Genomic DNA, 19049 nt, shown 5'->3' with positions numbered 1-19049 from the left:
CGGCTGCTTTCAGAACCAGCCCTGCCTCGACCAGCCCCGCCCGCTGGCAGCGAGCATCAGCCCGTGGTGCGCAGCCCGGCCGAAATGCCGTTGATGGTGCCGGCGATCGCGCGGTTCACTTCAGGGGTATCCTCGCCGGCGCGCTTGCGGCGCAGCAGGTCGACCTGGATCAGCGAGAGCGGGTCCACGTACGGGTTGCGCAGGCGGATCGACCGCGCCAACACTGCGTTGGTCGCCAGCAGCTCGGTCTGCGCCGTGACCGCGAGCACCATTTCAAGCGTGCGCTTGTACTCGGCCGTGAACTTTTCGAACACGCGCGTGCGGGCCTCCACGTCGGGCATGAGCGATGCGTACAGCGACGCGATGCCGAGGTCAGCCTTGGCGAGGCCAACCTCGACGTTGCGGATCAGGTCGATGAACAGGGGGAACTCGCGCATCATGGAGCGCAGCAGTTCCGCGCCACCCGGCCGCTTGCTGTACTCGGTGAGCGCATGGCCCACCCCGAACCACGCCGGGATCAGCAGGCGGCTCTGGGTCCAGCCAAACACCCACGGAATCGCCCGAAGGCTTTCAAACGAGCGCTTGCCGCCGCGTCGCGCCGGCCGTGAGCCGATCTTGGCGTGCTCCAGCTCGGCCATCGGCGTGGCCTGCTCAAAGAAGTCGAAGACCTCCGGATCTTCCAGGATGTGCTCGCGGTAGAACGCGAGCGCGGTGGTGGACAGGGTGTCGAAGCACTCTTCCCACTCGGGCGGCAGCTCGCCGGTGAAGTGGCCGCCGGCCTTGAGGTTGGGGCGTGCCAGCGCATCGAGCGAGGCCGCGATCATCAGCTCGAGGTTGCGCTCGGCCAGCACCGTATCGCCGTACTTCCAGTTGAGCACTTCGCCCTGCTCGGTGATGCGGATGCCGCCGTCGAACGAGTCGAGCGGTTGTGCGTAGATGGCGCGGTGCGTCGGGCCTCCGCCGCGTCCCACGGTGCCGCCGCGACCGTGAAACAGGCGCAGCGTGATGCCGCAGGCGTGCGCAACCTGGTGCAGGGCACGGTGCGCGCGGAAGATCTCCCACGTGCTTGAAAGCATGCCGCCGTCCTTGTTGCCGTCGGAGTAGCCGAGCATGACCTCCTGCACGTTGCCCCAGCTCGCGAGCAGCTTACGATAGTCGGGATCGGACCACAGCGTGCGGCAAACCTCGGGCGCGTTGCGAAGATCTTCCATCGATTCGAACAGAGGCACGGGCATGAGCCCGGGGTCGCGCTCGGAAGCCATGGGATTGATGCCGGAGAAGCGCGCCAGCCAGAGCACGGCAAGGCTGTCTTCGCGGGTGGCCGCGCCCGAAATCACATAGGTGCGGATTGCCTCGGGGATCGCGCTGCGCTTGACCTCGGCGATGGCCTGGAACGTGTTGAGCACGTCCAGCGTCTGCGCGCTCAGCGCGGAAGGTACGCTGTCGCGCGCGCCTTCCCCGCAGCCGGCAATCTCGTCCAGCGCCTTGGCATGGAAGCGCGCGTGTTGACGGACATCGAGCGTGTGCAGGTGCAGCCCGAAGGTGCGCGCGAGCAGCAGCAGGGGATCGACGAAAACCGCAGCGAGCCGCTCGCCATGGTTCTCGATCAGGCTGGTGCGCATCAGGCGCAGGTCGTCGACCAGCTCATGCGCACCGGCATAGGCAGGCAGCGCGGTAAGTGCTGCTTCAAGCGAGCCGGGCTCGCCGGCCGGCAGGCCGAGAGTGTTAGCAAGGCGCGCGCCGATGCAGGCTGCGAAGCGGCGGTAGTTTTCAAACTCGAACGAAGCCGCAAACCGGTCGCCGGAGTTCTGCAGGACCCGCAGGTATCCTTCCACGCGCGCAAGCAAGGCTGCGCTCACGGGCACCTGCTGCGAGGAGGTGGTCAGCAGGCTGATCAGGCGTTCCACGCCGTGCTGGTACTGCGTCAGCAGGCGCAGGCGGGCATCGCGGATCGCATTAATCGTAACGGATGGTGTGACAAACGGATTGCCGTCGCGGTCTCCGCCGATCCACGAGCCGAAGCGCAGCAGCAGCGGAATGTCGTTGAGCGCGATGGTGATGCCGTACTCACTCTCCAGCGCGCCCGCCAGTTCCACGTACAGCGGTGCAAGTGTTGCGAAGATCGAAACCTCGTAGTAGTCGAGGCCCATCTTGATCTCGTCGGACACAGAAGGCTGGCGGCTGCGTACCTCGTCGGTCTGCCACAGCGCCGTGATCTCGGCGGTGAGCTCGGCCTGCAGGCTGCGCAGCTCTTCGTCGGAAAGCGGAATGCTGTCGAGCGACTGCAGCAGCTCGGCCATGCGGCGTCGCTTGAACAGCACGGAGCGACGCGCGATCTCGGTCGGGTGCGCGGTGAACACCGGCGTGATGGCGATCTTGCCAAGCTGGTGCAAGGCTTCGTCCGGGGAGATGCCGGCCGCACGCATGGCGCGCAGTGTGCCGCGTAGCGAACCACGCTGGGCCGCGGCAGCCCCGCTGATCTGCGCAGCCGTGCGGCGGCGCTTGCGGTGGTTGGTTTCGGCGAGGTTGGTCAGCTCGAAATAAAAGGCGAACGCGCGGGTGAGCTGGTACAGCTGCTCCACGGGAAGCTGGCTGATGCGCAGCACGGTGCCCTGCATGCGCTGCTCGGCGGCATGCAACTCGCCGGCTACCTGTTCTTCGCGTCGGCGAATCGCGCTGCGTCGCAGCTCTTCCACCTGCTCAAACAGCTCGGGGCCAGCCTGCTCGCGCAGCACCTCGCCCAGCAGCATGCCGAGCAGGCGCACATCGCGACGAAGCGGAGCCTCTTTTTCTTCGGGTGCCTGTGACTCGAGTTCGGCCAGGCGGGCGGTCCAGCTATCCGGTTTCCAAAGGGGCGGCGCAAGAGTTCCCATGCCTGATTATGCCTCAGCAGGTGGGGCGGCAAGAGGCGTAGCCGGGCAGCTCGGCATCGGCTTGCGCATCCTCCAGCGCCCACGCGACCCCGGCGCTGCGCGCCGCCGCTAGGCAGGCCTGGTGGCCACGTCTTCGGTCGCGGTGCGTTTGCTGAGCGCCTGCAACATGCCGTCGACCCGGTCGCGCGCCGGACGGGAGCGCTCCACCAGCGCTTCTGTCTTGGCCAGGTAGGTGGGCATGCGTTCGCGCAGCGCGGGCAGAAGCGGCAACATCTTGGAATAGATGAAGAACGGCTCGGCATTGCAGTCCACGAAAAGATCGGCGGACAAGGCGCCATGCAGCACAAACGAGATGGCCATGTCCCAGTACGAGCTGACCTGCCGGATGTAGTTATTCTCGAGCGATTGCGCCGCGCCGAAAATGGCAAACACATCCTCGGCCGACTTGGGCCAGAACTGCTGCGTCACCCATGCACGCGCGGCGCGAAGGCCTTCTTCGGTGCGCAGTTCGTAGAGTTTCAGGATGAGTTGAGCTTCTTCGGTGGTGGCGAGTGAGGTGGTCATGGGGCTCCTGTCGGTCCCGCGATTCTACAGGGCATCGCCCGCAAAGACTGTGCAGCGGCGCGGGAGCCCGGCGCTTACGCGCCCTGCTCCTCAAGCTGCAGCATCAGCTCCTCCCACTCACTGCCGAGCGATGCATGCTCGGCACGAAGCCGGTCGAGCTGCGCGGCGAGGCGCTGGGTCTCTTCGGCGGAGGAGTAGTTGCCGAGCTGGCCCTCGGTAACGGTGATGGCTGCTTCACAACGCGGGATCTCTTCCTCCACGGCTTGCAGGCGCTCCTGCATCTGGCGCAGCTTGATGGGGTTGAGCTTCTTGGCGGGCTTTGCCTCCGCCGCCAGCACGGTAGCCGGGGGCGGGGTCGACGGGAGCAACGGCTTCACCAGTTCGCTCGGTGGCCCGGCCGGGACGACATGTGCGCCTGCGCTTGCCGGTGTGGTGACCACTGCCTTGCGGTACAGGTAGTCCTCGTAGTTGCCGGGGTACACGTGCACGTGGCCCTCTTCCACCTCGAAGACCCGCGTGGCCGCACCATCGATGAAGTAGCGATCGTGCGAAACAAAGATCACGGTGCCCTGGAAGTGCTGCACTGCCTCAAGCAGCACATCCTTGGCGCGCATATCCAGGTGGTTGGTGGGCTCGTCGAGCAGCAGGAAGTTCGCCGGGCTCACCAGGATCTTGGCCAGCGCGTAGCGGTTGCGCTCGCCGCCCGAGAGCACGCCCAACGGCTTGTACACGTCATCGCCGGTGAACAGGAAGCAGCCCAGCAGACCGCGCAGGTCGGCATCGGCCACACGCGGCGCAATGCCGCTGATGTCGTCGAGCATGCGCGCCGCCGGGTCGAGCACCTTGTACTGATCCTGCGCAAAGAACTCGGGCAGGACGTTGTGGCCGAGCTTGAGCGTGCCCGCGTTTGGCGGCTCCAGCCCGCTCAGCAGGCGCACCAATGTGGACTTGCCCGCACCGTTCGCGCCAACCAGCGCAATGCGGTCGCCGCGCTCAATGGTGAAGTCCACGCCGCGCAGGATCTGCTTTGTGCCGTAGCTCTTGTGCAGCGCCTGCACCTCGACCACGGTGCGGCCGGAGGCCTGCGGCTGCGGAAAGGAAAAGTGGATCGCTGACTCTTCCTCGGGGATCACGATGCGCTCGATCTTGTCGAGCTCCTTGATGCGGCTCTGCACCTGCTTGGCCTTGGTGGCCTGGTAGCGGAAGCGGTTGATGAAGGCTTCAAGGTCTTCGATCCGTTCGCGCTGGTTCTTATACGCAGCTTCAAGCTGGGCGCGGCGATCGATGCGCTGCTGCTCGTACTTGGCGTAGTTGCCGGTGTAGAAGTGCAGTTGCTTGTTCCACACCTCCACGATCTTGGTCACCGTTGTATCGATGAAGTAGCGATCGTGCGAGATCAGGATGAAGCCCTTGGGGTAGGTGCGCAGGTAGGTTTCAAGCCAGGTGCGGGTTTCAAGGTCCAGGTGGTTGGTGGGCTCGTCGAGCAGCAGCAGGTCGGGCTTGGCCAGCAGCAGCTTGGCCAGCGCAATGCGCATCTGCCAGCCGCCTGAGAACTCCTCGCATTGCCGCGTCCAGTCTGTCTTGGCAAAGCCAAGGCCGCCCAGCACCGCGCCTACCTGCGCATCGAGCGCGTAGCCGTCGTGCGAGTGAAAGCGGGAACCCAGCGAAGAGTAACGATCGGCGATCGCGGTGTACTCGGCGCTGGCGGGGTCTACTTCCGACAATCGGGTGGAGAGCGTTTCCAGCTCGCGCTCAATGGCGTGCAGTTCGTCAAAGACGCTGAGGCACTCGTCGAAAACCGAGCGGCCCGCAAGCGCAAGGCCGTCCTGCGGCAGGTAGCCGATGCTGGTGCCGCGCACGCGCTGCATGGTGCCGTAATCCAGGCCATCCAGTCCGGCCAGCACCTTCATCAGCGTGGACTTGCCCGTGCCATTCGCGCCCACGAGCGCGGTGCGTTCCGTACCAGTGATGAGCCAGTTTGCGTGTTCAAAAAGAAGCTTGTGGCCGAAGCGTTTGCCGGCATCCGCCAATTGCAGCATGCCCCTAGTTTACGTGCGGATGCGGCCCGGCAGCGCAGCGGACTGCCGGTGCCTGCTAGGAGAGCCTGTCTCCCGTGGCAACGCCGGGGCTCACAACCTGCGCAATGCTGGTCTCCATTGCTGTGCGTGTTGCTTCCTCCAGGGCTGGCATGGCGCCGCTCTGGCTCGCGACCCACGACCCCCAGCGGTTGGCCGCCTCGCTCTGCACCGCCAGGGAAGCGCCGGATAAACGGTGCACTACCAGCGCCGCGGTGAATGCGTCGCCTGCGCCCACCGTGTCCACCACCTTGCAGTGCACGCCAGGGTGCCGCTCCACGTGGTCGCGGGTAACCAGCAGGCTGCCGTCCCCACCCAGGGTGATGGCCACCAGTTCAAGGGCAGGGTGCGCTGCCAGCAGGCGCCGGGCATCGCCGGCAAGTGCTCCGGTACGCTCCTCGTCATATTTCGTGATGTCGGCTTCGTCGCGGCGGTACGGTGTCGCCGTTTCCAGGCCGACCAGTCGCAGCAGCTCCGGCATCTCCGCGTCGTTGAGCTTGAGCAGCGTGGCTTTGCGAATCGAGCGCAGCACCGCCTCGGGTGCAAAGAAGGGCTCGCGCAGGTTTACATCGAACGCCCGCAGGCAGGCGCGGCCGGTGGCTGCGAGGAAGTTGTGGATCGTCTCCTCGGAGCGTGCGTCGCGCTGTGCCAGAGTGCCCCAGCACACGGCATCGGCGCGCGCGGCCAGCTCAGCCCATGCCGGGGTGAACTCAAGCGCGTCCCAGGCCACTGGCGCGTGGATGGTGTACGCGGGCTGCCCGTCCTGAAGCCTCACGGAAACCGTGCCGGTAGGCAGCGCAGCATCTGTCTGCAGGAAGCGGCTATCCACCGGCATGGAGCCAAGCTGCTCGCGCGCCGCGTCGCCCGGCTCATCCTGTCCGAGGCGGCTGGCCAGGATCCCGTGCACGCCGAGCCTCGAGGCAAGCACCGCAAAGTTCGCCGGCGCTCCGCCCAGCCTGCGCCCTCCCGGCAGCTCGTCCCACAACAACTCGCCCAGTCCCACCACTGCAAGGTCGCGCATTGCCTTCATTCGGTTCTCTTTCGCGTTGCTTCAAAATGCAGGGCTGCGCGGCGCCTTCGACGCCGAGCGCCTGCTTTACGGCGTTCCGATCAGCGCGCCCGTGGCCTTGGCCGCGGGCGCGGCGAGGAACTGTTGCAGCTTCAGGAACACACCATTGGTCCAGCCGAAGCCGATCACGTTCTGCTTGTAGCCGGCGCTTACGATCACGTCGGCATTGCTGCTCACGACGTTGTACTTCTCGCGCAGCGTGCCGTCCTGCGCATACCCGTTGGCGACCGTTTTGAGGAAGCGCTTGGCCACCATGCGCGCGGCCGAGTGGGCCCCGGCGCGCTCCAGCCCGGCCACGGTGAAGAAGGTCGTGGGCGCCCAGCCATAGGGGAGGTCCCACTGCACGCCGCTTTGCTCGATGCTGGTGGCGACGCCGCCCGGCTCAAGAAAGAGGGGCAGGTTGGCTGCGACCGCGCTGGCCTGCTCCGGGCTGGCGGCGCCCGCCCAGAGTGGGTAAAAGGTCGCGATGAAGGTGTAGGTGGACTGCGTGTGCGTGGTGAAGTTGTAGTCGAAGTACAGACCCCGCTCCGCGTTCCAGAGGTACTTGTCCATGGCTGCTTTGCGTGCCGCAGCCTGCCTTGTCCACTCGGCCGACTCCGCGGGCTTGCCGAGGTGGTCGGCCATCCAGGCCAGGTCCAGCTCGTACTTGTACAGCAACGCATTGAGACATACCGGCGCGAACTGCTGGGTAGACCCGGAGAAGGGTCCGAACCGGAAGGTCGTGTCGAAGCCCGACTCCCGCATGGCCCGGTCGCCCTCGTAGAAGCTTCGTGAAAGCCAGTGCAGCCCTACATGGGCATGCTCACAGACCTCGGACTTAGCCACATCGCAACTGGCGGCGGCGAGTTCGGCAAGCTCGGGGTCGTTGGCGGTATCGGCCACGGTCGGGAGGGTCGCCGGACCGTCCACAAGGTAGTCGGTTTTCACCTCGGGATGGCGCAGCAGCCACCGCACGATATCCGGATAGTAGGTGCTGGCATCGGCCATCTCTGGCACCGGTCCTTCGCCCAGGTCATGGAACCGGGCGAGGCCTGTGTCGCCCGCGGCGTGCTCCGGGGTCAGCCAGAGTGCGTGATCCCGCACGGCATAGCCGTACGCTTTCGCAAGCCATGGGTCGGCCATGCCTGAGCCCTGCGGGGCAGCGGCTGACGCGTCGTAGACCATGCGGATCATGGACGAGAGCAGCGGCGGCTGCGAGCGGGTCAGAAAGTACGTGCGGTTGGCATTGAGCAGGTTGCCGTAGTGCTCGATTTCGAAGAAGAAGTTCTCGACCATGCCCTGGGCGAGGCTGAGGCCCTCGGGCAGGTGCTTGTCGGTCACCAGGCCCTGCAGGATGAAGTAGCTGTCCCAGCCATACATCTCGTTGAAGCGGCCACCGGGAACGATGTACGGATTCGGCAGGTACAGCAGCCCAGGCTTCGCAACCTCGGACGGCATCAGCGCGCCGGGATGATCGATGCGCCGGGGCAGGTGCTCGGCGTGCACTCCGCACCCGGCTTCGAGTGCGCGCACCGCTGCCGGCTCCGGCAGCTCCTGCGGCAGGTACAGCACCGGCACGGTCTTGGTCTTGGGATCCACCAGGGACTGGCAGTCTGTCATGGAGCGCTCAAGTCCGGTCCAGGACTGGTCAATGTAGGCCTGGATCGTCGGGCGGGCAACGTGGGCGACGTGGGGGCGTGGGGGCGCCGGTACAGTGGTGGCGGGTGCCTGGGCAGACGCGGCGAGCGCAACTGCCAGCGACAGAACGGCGCAACCGGAAAACAGCCTGCGGATGCCGCGGTGCGAAGGTGCGTGAAGTGCTTGTACCTGCCCCATTTGGCTCCTTACTCCTTGAAGCGAGATGGTACCGTACCGCCCATAGCGGGATCGAGACATAAGGGAAAGTGCGGTCGGCCAAACCGTATACTTAGGCAAGGAGCACCCGCGCGCTATGCACCTCGACCGAATCCTGGCACAGACCCGGCAGACCGTGGCCGAACGCAAGCAGCACAAGCCACTCGTGGACCTGGAAGCCATGGCGGAACTGCACCTGCCCCGCGGCTTTGCCCGGGCCCTGCGCACCCGCGCGTTTGACGGCCCGGCTATCTTGGCCGAGATCAAGCGTGCCTCGCCCTCGCGCGGACTGATTCGCCCGAACTTTGACCCGCCCACACTGGCGCGACAACTGCGATCCGGCGGCGCGACCGCTCTTTCCGTACTTACGGACGAGCCGTTTTTCCAGGGCAGCCTGGAGTACCTGGAGCAGGCCTCCGAGGCAAGCTCGCTGCCGTGCCTGCGCAAGGATTTCATCGTGGACGAGTACCAGATCGTGGAGGCACGCGCCCACCGCGCGGATGCCATCCTGCTGATCGCCGCGGCGCTGAACGATGCGGAGCTCGAGCGCTTTACCGAGCGGGCCCATGAGCTGGAGCTCGATGTGTTGTGCGAGGTGCACTCCGCCGAGGAACTGGAGCGGGTGCGCGATCTTGGCTGTGACGCATACGGCGTCAACAATCGCGACCTGGTGACCTTTGAAGTGGATCTCGGCACATCCTTCGACCTGGTGAGCGACCTTCCACCGGGCGCGGTGCACGTGGCCGAGAGCGGCATTACCTCGCGTGGCGACATCGACATGTTGCGCGAAGCTGGCTTTCACGCATTTCTGATCGGCGAGTCGCTGATGCGGCAGCCCGACCCCGGCGCGGCGCTGGCGGCATGGTTGCAGCCGGTCGGCGTGCGATAGGAACGGCGGCGTCCGATGTGGGTCAAGGTGTGTGGCACAACCAGTCTTGAGGATGCGCGGCTGGCCGTCGATGCCGGCGCCGACGCATTGGGTTTCGTGTTTACCGCGAGCCCGCGTCAGGTAGCCCCTTCGGAAGTGCGCGCTATTACCATGCAGCTGCCAACGGCGATCGAGCGCTACGGCGTCTTTGTGCATCCGTCGTTCGAGCAGGTGGTCGCCACGGTGGACGAGGCAAACCTGAGCGGCGTGCAACTGCATGCCACCGATGACCCGACCCTGGCCCCGCGGCTGCGCGAACACTATGCCGCGCTGCAGGCCACAGGCCGCCGACGACTGGCACTGGTACGTGTGCTGCACCTTGATCCGCAGGCGGCAACACAGGATGTTCTCGAGGAGCAGCTTGCCGCGCTGCATCCCGACCATGCAGGCCACGTGGTGGACGCGATCCTGATCGACTCGCGCACGGCCGTGGCGATGGGCGGCACCGGGCTCCGCTTCGACTGGGCAGAAGCAAGCGGCTCCTTTCTGCGTGCGGCGCCGCACCTGCGCCTGGTTGTTGCGGGCGGGCTCAACCCCGAGAACGTGGCAGAAGCAATCGCCACACTTCGACCCTGGGGCGTGGACGTGGTGACCGGCGTTGAAGCAGCGCCGGGCCGCAAGGATCCGCGCAAGGTGCGCGCGTTTGTGGAGCGTGCGCGCGCTGCGGCGCGTGCGATGGCGGCCACCCCGGGCCTCGCCTAGCCCGGGCATCGCGAACATGGTTTGCGGAAGAGTCGAAAGTCCTGGCTTGATCAATCCAGGCTTGCCCGTCAGCCAAGGCCACAGAGGCAGCATCGAGGCGCGCTGTTCAATCCGTATTCACTGGCCGCTGCTATAGGCTTTGGTATGACCCGGATCGATCCCACGCTCCCTGGCGCACTGTCGCGTCGCCGCTTTCTCCAGCAGAGTTTCGCCTGGAGCGCCTTTGCGGCGCTGCCTGCGCTGCCTGCCCGTGCTTTCCCTGCGGCACCCAATGCGCTGGCAGCGCATGCGTTGATCGTGGGTGACTGGGGCTGGGCCGCCGAGGAATCACCCGACGCCGCGATTCGTGCCGGAGGTGGCTATGCCGCCCAGTCGCAGGTGGCGCGGGGCATGCGCCGCTTTGTGCAGCAGCATTCGCTGCGCCCGGACGCGCTGTGGATGCTCGGCGACAGCTGGTACGGCGATCTTGAAGGTGGCGATGCATCGCCACGCTGGCTGAGCCAGTTCGAGCAGATGTACCCGGCCGATGCCTTCCCCGGACCCGCGTATTCGATGCTCGGCAACCATGACTATCAAAGGCTGCCGTCCACGGTAAACAAGGTGGAGGCCGAGCTTGCCTATGCGCGCACCGGCCGCGGCGCAGACGGCAAACCCACGCGCTGGACGCTGCCAGCGCGCTGGTACACCTTTGACTTTCCCGCGCACAACCCGCTGATCCACTGCATTGTGCTGGACAGCAACATGCCGAGGCCCGATGGCAGCTGGGACCATGGCGCGAACTTTACGCTGAAGCCGGAAGAGCAGGCGGAGCAGCTGCGCTGGCTTGAAGAACAACTGCGCAAACCTCGCACCACGCCGTACCTTGCGGTGCTGGCGCACCATCCCGTGTACTCCAATGGTCCGCACGGGGATCATCCCGTGCTGGTGCGCGAGTGGGATCCGCTGTTTCGAAAGTACAAGGTGGACCTGTACATGGCGGGTCACGATCACGACCTGCAGCACCTGGAGTTCGAGGGCAACCCGACCACGCATTTTCTCTCGGGCGCGGGCGGCGCGGACCTGTACGTGCTCAAGGTGGATGGCCTGGAGCGCGGCCCCTACGCGCAGGAGGTGCACGGTTTCTCGCATCTTGCGGTGACTGCCAGGTCGCTGGAACTGCGCCACCTGGATGCCGACGGACGGTTCCTGTACGGCGTGTCGCGCACACCTGCCGGCAAGGTGAGCGCACTCAGCAGCTGAGTGCGCCGCAGGGTTGTGGGTCACCCGAAGCGGGCGCCGTTTGCAGAAGCCGGGCCGCAACGCAAGGCATGCGTGTGGGTAAGCCGCTGCGAGCGCATCCCCGTTTAGTCACCGGATGCACGATGGTAAGTCACAAGCGACAGGTCACGGATGCGCGGCTTGAAACGCCGAAGGGTGCCTGCTGTTACATTCTGGGTCACTTTGCTGCCTCCATGCAGTACGTATCGCCAGATTATTCGCCGGCTGCAGCAAGTGTTTCTTGATCAGGGTATGTGGGTGCGTGCTATGTTGCCGCACATTGCTGGATGGTATCCAGCGGAGCATACCTATGAGTCTGACGCTGCCCCACTTGAGCGACGCGGCGGTCCGCGCGCTTGTTGCCGATGTGAACCGCAAAGGCTTCGCTTGTGTCCCTAACTACATCGACCCCGAGAGCCTGGCGCGGATGCAGGCGTTTGTGCATGGCGCAGTGCGTGAGGCGGGCAACCAGTATGTGGGGTTTGCCGGGCCGGACGCGGTCGCAGGCTCGGGTCTCGACGAGGTGTACCACTCACCGGAATTCGCCAAGCTGATGCGCAATATGTACGAGTTCGGCACGGGCAAGAGCGCGCCCAGGGAGGACTTCTACCAGGTGCTGCGCTGCCTCGCCGGTGAAACCGGTCAGCGGCATGCCTGGATGTTTCACTACGACTCGTATGTGGTCACAGCACTGGTGCCAATTGTGATTCCGACTGAAGGCAAGAGTGGCGACCTGCTGATGTTTCCGAATACGCGCTCGATCCGGCCGGCGTACCTGCTCAACGCTGCGGACAAGGTGCTGCTCGACAACCGGTTGACCCAGAAGCTGCTGCGCCGCTCGGTGGAGCGCGATCCCGACCGGCCCACGCGCATCAAGATGCAGCCCGGCACCCTGTACTTCTTCTGGGGCTATCGCTCCATCCACACCAACGAGCCCTGCGATCCGGACAAGGTGCGCGCCACGGCGCTGTTTCACTACGCCAACCCGCACAGGAAGGTGAAAGCGGCGAGCTAGCCGCGCACTGCGTGCATTCCGGCGGCCCGCGGAGCTGCACGCGCCCGGCTGTTTCTTTCTCTATTTCGATGACGAGCGGCACACGGGGTTCTTTGTGATGTGCCCCACCTGGTTGAGCAAAGCCGGCCGGCGGCGTACCCTGTATAGATCGAGGGCGAGCGCATGGGTACGGCCGTGGACACTGCTGTTCTGCACCAGGAAGACTCTTCGCAGGGAACTGCAGGCGGGGCCGCAAGCACTCCAGGCCGCTTTGGCGCCTACGGTGGTCGCTACGTTCCGGAAACATTGATGGCGGCGCTGGAAGAGCTGGAGCATGCCTACGCCCTGGCGCAGGCCGACCCCACGTTCCAGGCGCGACTCGACGACCTGCTGAAGAACTACGCCGGACGCCCCACTCCCCTTTACTTTGCCGAGCGCATGAGCCGCGAGCTCGGCGGCGCCCGGATCTACCTGAAGCGCGAAGACCTGCTGCACACCGGCGCCCACAAGATCAACAACTGCATTGGCCAGGGCCTGCTCGCCGAACGCATGGGCAAGCACCGCATCATCGCTGAGACCGGCGCCGGCCAGCACGGCGTGGCCACAGCCACCGTGTGCGCGCTGCTGGGCATGGAATGCGTGATCTACATGGGGCAGGAGGACATGCAGCGGCAGGAGCTGAATGTCTACCGCATGCGCCTGCTCGGTGCCGAGGTGCGCGGCGTGTCCAACGGCCAGAAGACGTTGAAGGACGCGATCAACGAGGCGATGCGGGACTGGGTCACCAACGTCCGCACCACGCACTACCTGCTCGGCAGCGTGCTGGGCGCCCACCCCTACCCGACCATGGTGCGGGATTTCCATCGCGTGATCGGCAAGGAAGCACGTCGCCAGATGCTGGAACAGGAAGGCAGGCTTCCCTCCGCAGTGGTCGCGTGTGTGGGCGGCGGCTCCAATGCCATCGGCGCTTTTTACGACTTCATCGCGGACGAGAATGTGCAGTTGATTGGCGTCGAGGCAGGCGGTCGCGGCACGGGCCTTGGCGAGCACGCCGCCCGTATGCGCGGCGGCCCGGGCGGCGGCAGCCCCGGCATTCTGCAGGGCACCTACTCCTACGTGCTGCAGGACGACGCCGGGCAGATTTCACTGACGCACTCTGTCTCTGCCGGGTTGGATTACCCCTCGATTGGGCCTGAGCATGCCATGTTGAACGACGCAGGGCGGGCCGAGTATCGCAGCGCCACCGACGACGATGCGCTCAAAGCGACCGTCGCCCTTTCGCGTACGGAAGGTATTATCCCGGCGCTCGAGAGCGCGCATGCCATCGCGGAAGCCATGCGCATCGCGCCCACGATGAGCCCGCGTGACATACTGTTGGTCAATCTTTCCGGTCGCGGCGACAAGGATCTCGGCATCCTGACGCGCGAGCTGAAGTTGCAGGGAGCGTAAGTGCCGATCCAGTTCAACCAGTCGCCGGGGAGCAGCGGGGGTGCAGGCGAGTCCCGCACCGGGCGTCCCGGTCTTGTGGCGTACCTAACCATTGGCGACCCCGACCTCGACGCTAGCTACGACATCGCGCTGGCCGCGATCGACGCCGGCGCGGACGTGCTGGAGCTGGGCGTCCCGTTCTCAGACCCGCTTGCTGATGGGCCCGTGATCCAGCGGGCCAGTGAGCGTGCCGTGGCGCGCGGTGTGTCGCTCACCGATGTGCTCGCGATCGCTGCAAGGCTCCGCGCGGCCCGGCCCGATTGCGGGCTGGTGCTTTTCTCCTATCTCAACCCGGTGGTCCGCTTCGGGCAGGGTGCCGGCTTCGAGCGCTTCTGCGCAGCCGCAGCCGCGGCCGGCATCGACGGCGTCCTGCTGACCGACATGATCGTGGAAGAAGCGGATGCGTACCTTGCCGCCATGGCCCGCCACAGCCTGGCGCCCATCTTTCTGGCCGCACCCACGAGTCCCGATGCGCGCCTTGAGAAGATCGCCCGCGTGTCCCGTGGCTTTGTGTACGTGATCTCACGCGTCGGGATCACCGGGGCGCAGGCAGCGCTCGAAGGTGATGCGGAGCAACTGGTCAAGCGGCTACGTCGGTATACGGACTTGCCCCTGGCCGTAGGCTTCGGCATCTCCAGCGCGGAGCAGGTAGAACAGGTGGGTCGCTTTGCCGACGCCGCGGTGGTCGGTTCTGCGCTGGTCGCGATCATCGAGGCTTCCAGCCGCGAGATCGCCGCGGAGGCCGTTGGCCGATTTATCGGGGGCCTGCGCCCCGTTGCCGCGCTGGCCCGCTCCTAGCCGCCCCTTCTTTCCGGCAGGCTTCTCGCCTTCGCAGGACCACGCCCACCCACACCCGTGTGAGGAACTCATGGACATTGCCGCCTGGCGTCTCAAAATCGATGACCTGGACCGCCAAATCGTGGAGCTGATCTCGGAGCGCGCTCGCGCCGCCCAGGCCATCGGCCGCCTCAAGAAAACAAGCACCCTGCCGGTGTACGAGCCCAACCGCGAAGCCGTGATCTTTGAGAATGTGCGCGCCCATAACCAGGGCCCGCTCCCGGATATCGAGCTGACGCACATCTATGAACGCCTGATCGACGTGATGCGCGCTCTGCAGCAGGAAGAGCTCGCCTCGGAACGGGCAAAGGCAGCACTGGAAGACACAGCCTCGCTGAAAGCACGCGAAGAAGCACAGGAAGGCCAGCAATGATCGTAGCCATGCAGGAAGGCGCCACTGCCGCGCAGATTGAACATGTGGTGGAGCGTCTGGTGGAAGACGGCTTCAAGGTGCATCGCACCACGGGCACAACCCAGACCATCGTCGCGGGTGTGGGCCGTCCCGACGCGTTCGACGTGAAGGAGTACGAAGTACTCGATGGCGTCAGCGAGGCATACCGCATCTCGTCGCCCTACAAGCTTGCCGGTCGCTCGTTCGCTCCGGACGGCACCGTGATTCGCTACGCCAACGGCGTCACTGTCGGTGGCGAAGAGATCGTCGTGATGGCCGGCCCGTGCGCCGTGGAAAGTCGCGACCAGCTGTTCACCGTGGCGGCCCAGGTCAAGGCAGCGGGCGGCCAGTTCCTGCGCGGCGGCGCGTTCAAGCCACGCAGCTCGCCGTATTCATTCCAGGGCATGGGGCTGGATGGTCTGAAGCTGATGCGTGAGGCCGGTGATGCCACCGGGCTGCTGATCATCTCCGAGGTAATGGAGATCTCGCAGATCGAGATGATGCTGCCTTACGTCGACACTTTCCAGGTGGGCGCGCGCAACATGCAGAACTTCAACCTCCTGCGTGAGCTGGGCCATATCCGCAAACCGGTCCTGCTCAAGCGCGGTCCGGCTGCGTCGGTAGAAGAGCTGCTGCTCTCGAGCGAGTACATTCTGTCCGGGGGCAACTACGACGTGATGCTCTGCGAGCGCGGTATCCGCACCTTCGAGACCTACACCCGCAACACGATGGACATCTCCGCGATTCCGGTGGTCAAGAAGCTGTCGCACCTGCCGATGATTGCCGACCCGTCACATGGCTGCGGCCGTCGTGATCTGGTGCCTGCCATGGCCCGTGCCTCGGTGGCGGCCGGGGCCGACGGTCTGATCATCGAGGTGCACCCTAACCCGGAGAAGGCTGTCTCGGATGGTGCGCAGACACTCTATCCAGAGCAGCTGGAAAAGTTGATGACGGAAATGCGCGCCATCGCCCCGGCCCTGGGAAGGCGTCTTCGGTAACCAGGAAAATGGCGCCGGGCAGTGACGCTGTGCGGCGGATCAGGGTCTAATGAGCGCAGAACGTCCATAAGGAGCAGCATGCAGCTGCATAGCAACGTTGTTGCAGAGTTGGGAAGCGGCATTCGCCGCGTTGCGATCTTCGGGACAGGTTTGATAGGCACCTCGATCGGACTGGCTCTACGTGAGGGAGGCTTCACCGGAAGCATCCTGGGCTGGGACCCTGACCCGGCGGCGCTTGCGGCAGCGCGTGCGCGTGGCGGCGTAGACCCTGCCGTGGTCGGTGAGCCCGATGAGGATCCGTTCGTATGCGCACTTGCGGCGGATCTGATCGTGCTTGCCGGTCCGGTTTTCTCAATAGCCGAGTGGCTGGAACAGCTTGCCCCGGTGCTCTCCCCCTCGCAACTGGTTACGGACGTAGGAAGCGTCAAACGCTTCCTGGTGGAGCAGGTGGGTTCGCTTTACAACGGCGAAGCACAGCCGAGCTGGTTGCCAGGCCATCCCATGGCCGGCAAGGAGCAGGGTGGGGCTGCCCACGCCGAAGCTTCGCTCTTTGTAGATTCGACCTGGCTGTTTACCGGCGCGAACCAGGATGCGCCGGAGACGCTTACGCAACATCCCTATGCTGCGGAGTGGCTGGCGCTGGTGGAGCGGTTCGGAGCGCGCACGGTTACGCTTTCGCCCGCGCGCCACGACCTGCTCTGCGCCTCAATCAGCCACCTGCCCCAGATGGTAGCCACCGCGTTTGCCGCGATGCTGCAGCAACAGTTCTCCCATGAATTTGCAGGCAAGGACAATGCCTTGATGGGCATGGGCGGCCGGGCGCTGCGCGAGATGACGCGGCTCGGGGCTAGTCCGTATTCCATGTGGCGCGATATTGCCCTCGCCAATGAACCGGCGGTGGCAGCTGCCATGCTCGCCCTGGAGCAGGAGCTGATTCACCTGCGCGAGAACCTGAAGACGCCGGAGTTGCGCGAGATGTTTGTGCAGGCCAACGCTTTTCGGGTGGCACTGTCTGAGGCAGACGCGCGCCGGCACGCGTAAAGCTCTGCCTTGGATCGCGCGCGGAGGAGCGTGCGCGCTAAGATGGCGGGCATGCGTAGGTTCTGCTCGACACGTCGCCTGTTTTCAGCTCCCTCCCTGCACCTGTACGCGGCGCTCTTGCTGGCGCCGCTTTTCACCGCGGCTCCGGGCCTGCGGGCGCAGAGCCCTGCCGCGTCCCCCATGCCCATAGAACAGCCGACGGTGCTGGTGTCGGCCACGCAGCGCCACGCCACCAGCCTGAATGGCCCTTGGCATTTCATTCCAGATCCCTACCGCAATGGCTGGGGAGGCTGGCCGGATGAGCCGTCAGCGCCCTCTCCGAACGGATTTGTTGCCGACAAGCACTTCGATCCGCGCGGCCCGGTCCAGGAATACAACTGGCCCGACGAGCCCGAACTGGCGGTGCCCGGTGACTGGAACAGCCAGCGAGCGGAGCTGCTGTACTACGAAGGCCTGGTCTGGTACCAGCGGAACTTCACGTACCATCCTGCGGCCGGTATGCGCTCTTTTCTGCACTTCGGCGCGGCGAGCTATCGCGCCAACGTTACCGTGAACGGGAAGAATGTCTGCGAGCACCAGGGAGCGTTTACCTCCTTCGACTGCGACGCCACGGCGGCGCTCAAGGATGGGGACAACTCCATCGTGGTTGCGGTCGATAACGTGCGCAAACGCGAGCGGGTGCCGACCACCAAGACCGACTGGTGGAACTACGGCGGTCTGACCGGCGAGGTCTCGATCGTGGAGGTTCCGGCTGCTGGCTTTATCGACGAGGATCGCCTGTGGCTCGAGCGTGGCGCAGGGGATCACGTCAGCGGTCGTGCGCACGTGGAAGGCGTTGCAACCGGCACGCCGGTGCACCTGCGCCTGCCGGAACTGCACGTGGATGTGAACGCCAAGACCGATGCGCAGGGCATCGCACACTTCAGCTTCGAACCCAAAGGGCTGGAGCGCTGGTCCCCGGAGCATGCACGCCTGTACCGGGTGGAGTGGCAGGTCGGCTCGGATCAGCTTGCCGACACCATCGGCTTCCGCACCGTGGAGGTCCGCGGCGGCGAGATCCTGCTCAATGGCAAGCCGATCTACCTCAAGGGTGTGAACATGCACGCCGAAGCGCCGCGCAGCTATGCCGCGTACCCGGAGAGCAAGAGTGGGCGTGCGTGGTCCGAGGCGGATGCCCGGCTTACGCTGGGCTACGCACGCGCACTGGGCTGCAATTTCGTGCGCATGGCGCACTACCCCTACCCGGATGCTTTTCTGCGCGAGGCTGACCGTGCAGGTCTGCTGGTCTGGTCCGAGATTCCGGTGTACTGGTCTATCGACTGGACCAGCCCCGAGGCGCTGGCCAGCGCGAAATCACAGCTGCATGAGCAGATCCTCCGAGATGGCAACCGTGCTTCGATCGCGCTCTGGTCCATGTCGAACGAGACGCCGCCATCGCCTGATCGTACGGAGTTCATTCATAAGTTGATTGACCAGGCCCGTGCCGAAGACCCCACCCGCCTGATCACATCGGCCATGGTCACGCCGTTCCACAAGGATGCCGAGGGAAACTCCACCGCCACGCTGGACGATCCGCTGGTGCCGTACCTCGACGTGCTCGGGTACAACGAGTACATCGGCTGGTACACAGGCAAGTCGGACGATGCACCGTCGTATCGCTGGTCCGATCCTTCAGGCAAACCGGTCATTGTGAGCGAGTTTGGCGCGGGTGCCAAGACAGGTATGCACGGCGACGTGCGCGATCGCTTCACCGAGGAGTTCCAGGCCCACCTGTTCGAGAAACAATTTGAAATGATCGACAAGATGCCTTTTGTGCGTGGCACCACGCCCTGGGTACTGATGGACTTCCGTTCACCGACGCGCCTGCTCCCGGGCATCCAGGACGGCTATAACCGGAAGGGGCTGGTCAGCCTGTCTGGCGAGCATAAGGCAGCGTTCGAGGTGGTCAGGCGGCAGTACGCCAAGACGCCTGCGCAGATGACTGCGCACTAATGCAGCC

General features: G+C 65.2%; 15 protein-coding genes. 10 read left to right on the top strand and 5 right to left on the bottom strand.

The features are described 5' to 3' along the window. Nucleotides 1–56: 56 nt before the first annotated feature. The 5 genes from D1Y84_RS06815 to D1Y84_RS06795 all read right to left on the bottom strand — a co-directional run bounded on the left by D1Y84_RS06815 (nucleotide 57) and on the right by D1Y84_RS06795 (nucleotide 8396). The gene (locus tag D1Y84_RS06815; RefSeq protein ID WP_124847848.1) at nucleotides 57–2873 is read right to left on the bottom strand and encodes a phosphoenolpyruvate carboxylase; all 2817 of its coding nucleotides are present in this window, start codon (nucleotides 2871–2873) and stop codon (nucleotides 57–59) included. A 108-nt stretch (nucleotides 2874–2981) separates the two neighbouring features. After that, nucleotides 2982–3437 carry a hypothetical protein gene (locus tag D1Y84_RS06810; RefSeq protein ID WP_124847847.1) on the bottom strand — a complete coding sequence of 152 codons (456 nt, stop codon included), beginning with the start codon at nucleotides 3435–3437 and terminating at the stop codon, nucleotides 2982–2984. Between the two features lie 74 nt (nucleotides 3438–3511). Beyond that, on the bottom strand, nucleotides 3512–5476 hold the full coding sequence (locus D1Y84_RS06805; RefSeq protein ID WP_124847846.1) for an ABC-F family ATP-binding cassette domain-containing protein: 1965 nt from the start codon (nucleotides 5474–5476) through the stop codon (nucleotides 3512–3514). A 55-nt stretch (nucleotides 5477–5531) separates the two neighbouring features. Beyond that, nucleotides 5532–6542 (bottom strand): PfkB family carbohydrate kinase, encoded by a 1011-nt coding sequence (locus D1Y84_RS06800; protein ID WP_124847845.1) that lies wholly within the window; start codon nucleotides 6540–6542, stop codon nucleotides 5532–5534. A gap of 66 nt (nucleotides 6543–6608) precedes the next feature. After that, the gene (locus D1Y84_RS06795) at nucleotides 6609–8396 is read right to left on the bottom strand and encodes a trehalase family glycosidase (protein WP_124847844.1); all 1788 of its coding nucleotides are present in this window, start codon (nucleotides 8394–8396) and stop codon (nucleotides 6609–6611) included. Nucleotides 8397–8511: 115 nt separating this feature from the next. Here D1Y84_RS06795 and trpC point away from each other — a divergent pair, with 115 nt between their 5' ends. From trpC to D1Y84_RS06745, 10 genes are all read left to right on the top strand, one after another. Further along, on the top strand, nucleotides 8512–9303 hold the full coding sequence (gene trpC, locus D1Y84_RS06790) for an indole-3-glycerol phosphate synthase TrpC (RefSeq protein ID WP_124847843.1): 792 nt from the start codon (nucleotides 8512–8514) through the stop codon (nucleotides 9301–9303). 15 nt (nucleotides 9304–9318) lie between these two features. Continuing rightward, entirely contained in the window at nucleotides 9319–10044 is a 726-nt protein-coding gene (locus D1Y84_RS06785) for a phosphoribosylanthranilate isomerase (RefSeq protein ID WP_124847842.1), read from the top strand. Nucleotides 10045–10188: 144 nt separating this feature from the next. Next, on the top strand, nucleotides 10189–11283 hold the full coding sequence (locus D1Y84_RS06780; RefSeq protein WP_124847841.1) for a metallophosphoesterase: 1095 nt from the start codon (nucleotides 10189–10191) through the stop codon (nucleotides 11281–11283). A gap of 328 nt (nucleotides 11284–11611) precedes the next feature. Further along, the gene (locus D1Y84_RS06775) at nucleotides 11612–12316 is read left to right on the top strand and encodes a hypothetical protein (RefSeq protein ID WP_124847840.1); all 705 of its coding nucleotides are present in this window, start codon (nucleotides 11612–11614) and stop codon (nucleotides 12314–12316) included. A gap of 162 nt (nucleotides 12317–12478) precedes the next feature. Further along, nucleotides 12479–13744 (top strand): tryptophan synthase subunit beta, encoded by a 1266-nt coding sequence (gene trpB / locus D1Y84_RS06770; protein WP_124847839.1) that lies wholly within the window; start codon nucleotides 12479–12481, stop codon nucleotides 13742–13744. Nucleotides 13745–13750: 6 nt separating this feature from the next. Beyond that, on the top strand, nucleotides 13751–14581 hold the full coding sequence (gene trpA / locus D1Y84_RS06765) for a tryptophan synthase subunit alpha (protein ID WP_124849976.1): 831 nt from the start codon (nucleotides 13751–13753) through the stop codon (nucleotides 14579–14581). Nucleotides 14582–14651: 70 nt separating this feature from the next. Then, nucleotides 14652–14993 (top strand): chorismate mutase, encoded by a 342-nt coding sequence (locus D1Y84_RS06760; RefSeq protein ID WP_124847838.1) that lies wholly within the window; start codon nucleotides 14652–14654, stop codon nucleotides 14991–14993. Then, the gene (gene aroF / locus D1Y84_RS06755; protein WP_124847837.1) at nucleotides 14990–16009 is read left to right on the top strand and encodes a 3-deoxy-7-phosphoheptulonate synthase; all 1020 of its coding nucleotides are present in this window, start codon (nucleotides 14990–14992) and stop codon (nucleotides 16007–16009) included. The genes D1Y84_RS06760 and aroF overlap by 4 nt, the downstream gene beginning before the upstream one ends. Before the next feature lie 78 nt (nucleotides 16010–16087). Further along, nucleotides 16088–17050, top strand: a complete 963-nt coding sequence (locus D1Y84_RS06750) for a prephenate dehydrogenase/arogenate dehydrogenase family protein (protein ID WP_124847836.1) — start codon at nucleotides 16088–16090, stop codon at nucleotides 17048–17050. Nucleotides 17051–17101: 51 nt separating this feature from the next. Continuing rightward, nucleotides 17102–19042, top strand: coding sequence for a glycoside hydrolase family 2 protein (locus D1Y84_RS06745; protein WP_158615356.1), 1941 nt, complete (start codon nucleotides 17102–17104; stop codon nucleotides 19040–19042). Nucleotides 19043–19049: the final 7 nt, after the last annotated feature.

Origin of the sequence: Acidipila sp. EB88 (assembly GCF_003858395.1) — a bacterium.
In the GTDB taxonomy this organism is placed as follows: Bacteria; Acidobacteriota; Terriglobia; order Terriglobales; family Acidobacteriaceae; genus EB88.
Note: the sequence above shows the minus strand (reverse complement) of the source record. Positions and strands in the feature narration are given on the sequence as shown.

Coding starts and splice junctions, on each gene's coding strand:
- D1Y84_RS06795 (WP_124847844.1), bottom strand. CDS start 8,396: ATGGGGCAGGTACAAGCACTTCACGCACCTTCGCACCGCGGCATCCGC.
- D1Y84_RS06760 (WP_124847838.1), top strand. CDS start 14,652: ATGGACATTGCCGCCTGGCGTCTCAAAATCGATGACCTGGACCGCCAA.
- D1Y84_RS06780 (WP_124847841.1), top strand. CDS start 10,189: ATGACCCGGATCGATCCCACGCTCCCTGGCGCACTGTCGCGTCGCCGC.
- aroF (WP_124847837.1), top strand. CDS start 14,990: ATGATCGTAGCCATGCAGGAAGGCGCCACTGCCGCGCAGATTGAACAT.
- trpB (WP_124847839.1), top strand. CDS start 12,479: ATGGGTACGGCCGTGGACACTGCTGTTCTGCACCAGGAAGACTCTTCG.
- D1Y84_RS06745 (WP_158615356.1), top strand. CDS start 17,102: ATGCGTAGGTTCTGCTCGACACGTCGCCTGTTTTCAGCTCCCTCCCTG.
- D1Y84_RS06815 (WP_124847848.1), bottom strand. CDS start 2,873: ATGGGAACTCTTGCGCCGCCCCTTTGGAAACCGGATAGCTGGACCGCC.
- D1Y84_RS06810 (WP_124847847.1), bottom strand. CDS start 3,437: ATGACCACCTCACTCGCCACCACCGAAGAAGCTCAACTCATCCTGAAA.
- D1Y84_RS06800 (WP_124847845.1), bottom strand. CDS start 6,542: ATGAAGGCAATGCGCGACCTTGCAGTGGTGGGACTGGGCGAGTTGTTG.
- D1Y84_RS06775 (WP_124847840.1), top strand. CDS start 11,612: ATGAGTCTGACGCTGCCCCACTTGAGCGACGCGGCGGTCCGCGCGCTT.
- D1Y84_RS06785 (WP_124847842.1), top strand. CDS start 9,319: ATGTGGGTCAAGGTGTGTGGCACAACCAGTCTTGAGGATGCGCGGCTG.
- D1Y84_RS06805 (WP_124847846.1), bottom strand. CDS start 5,476: ATGCTGCAATTGGCGGATGCCGGCAAACGCTTCGGCCACAAGCTTCTT.
- D1Y84_RS06750 (WP_124847836.1), top strand. CDS start 16,088: ATGCAGCTGCATAGCAACGTTGTTGCAGAGTTGGGAAGCGGCATTCGC.
- trpC (WP_124847843.1), top strand. CDS start 8,512: ATGCACCTCGACCGAATCCTGGCACAGACCCGGCAGACCGTGGCCGAA.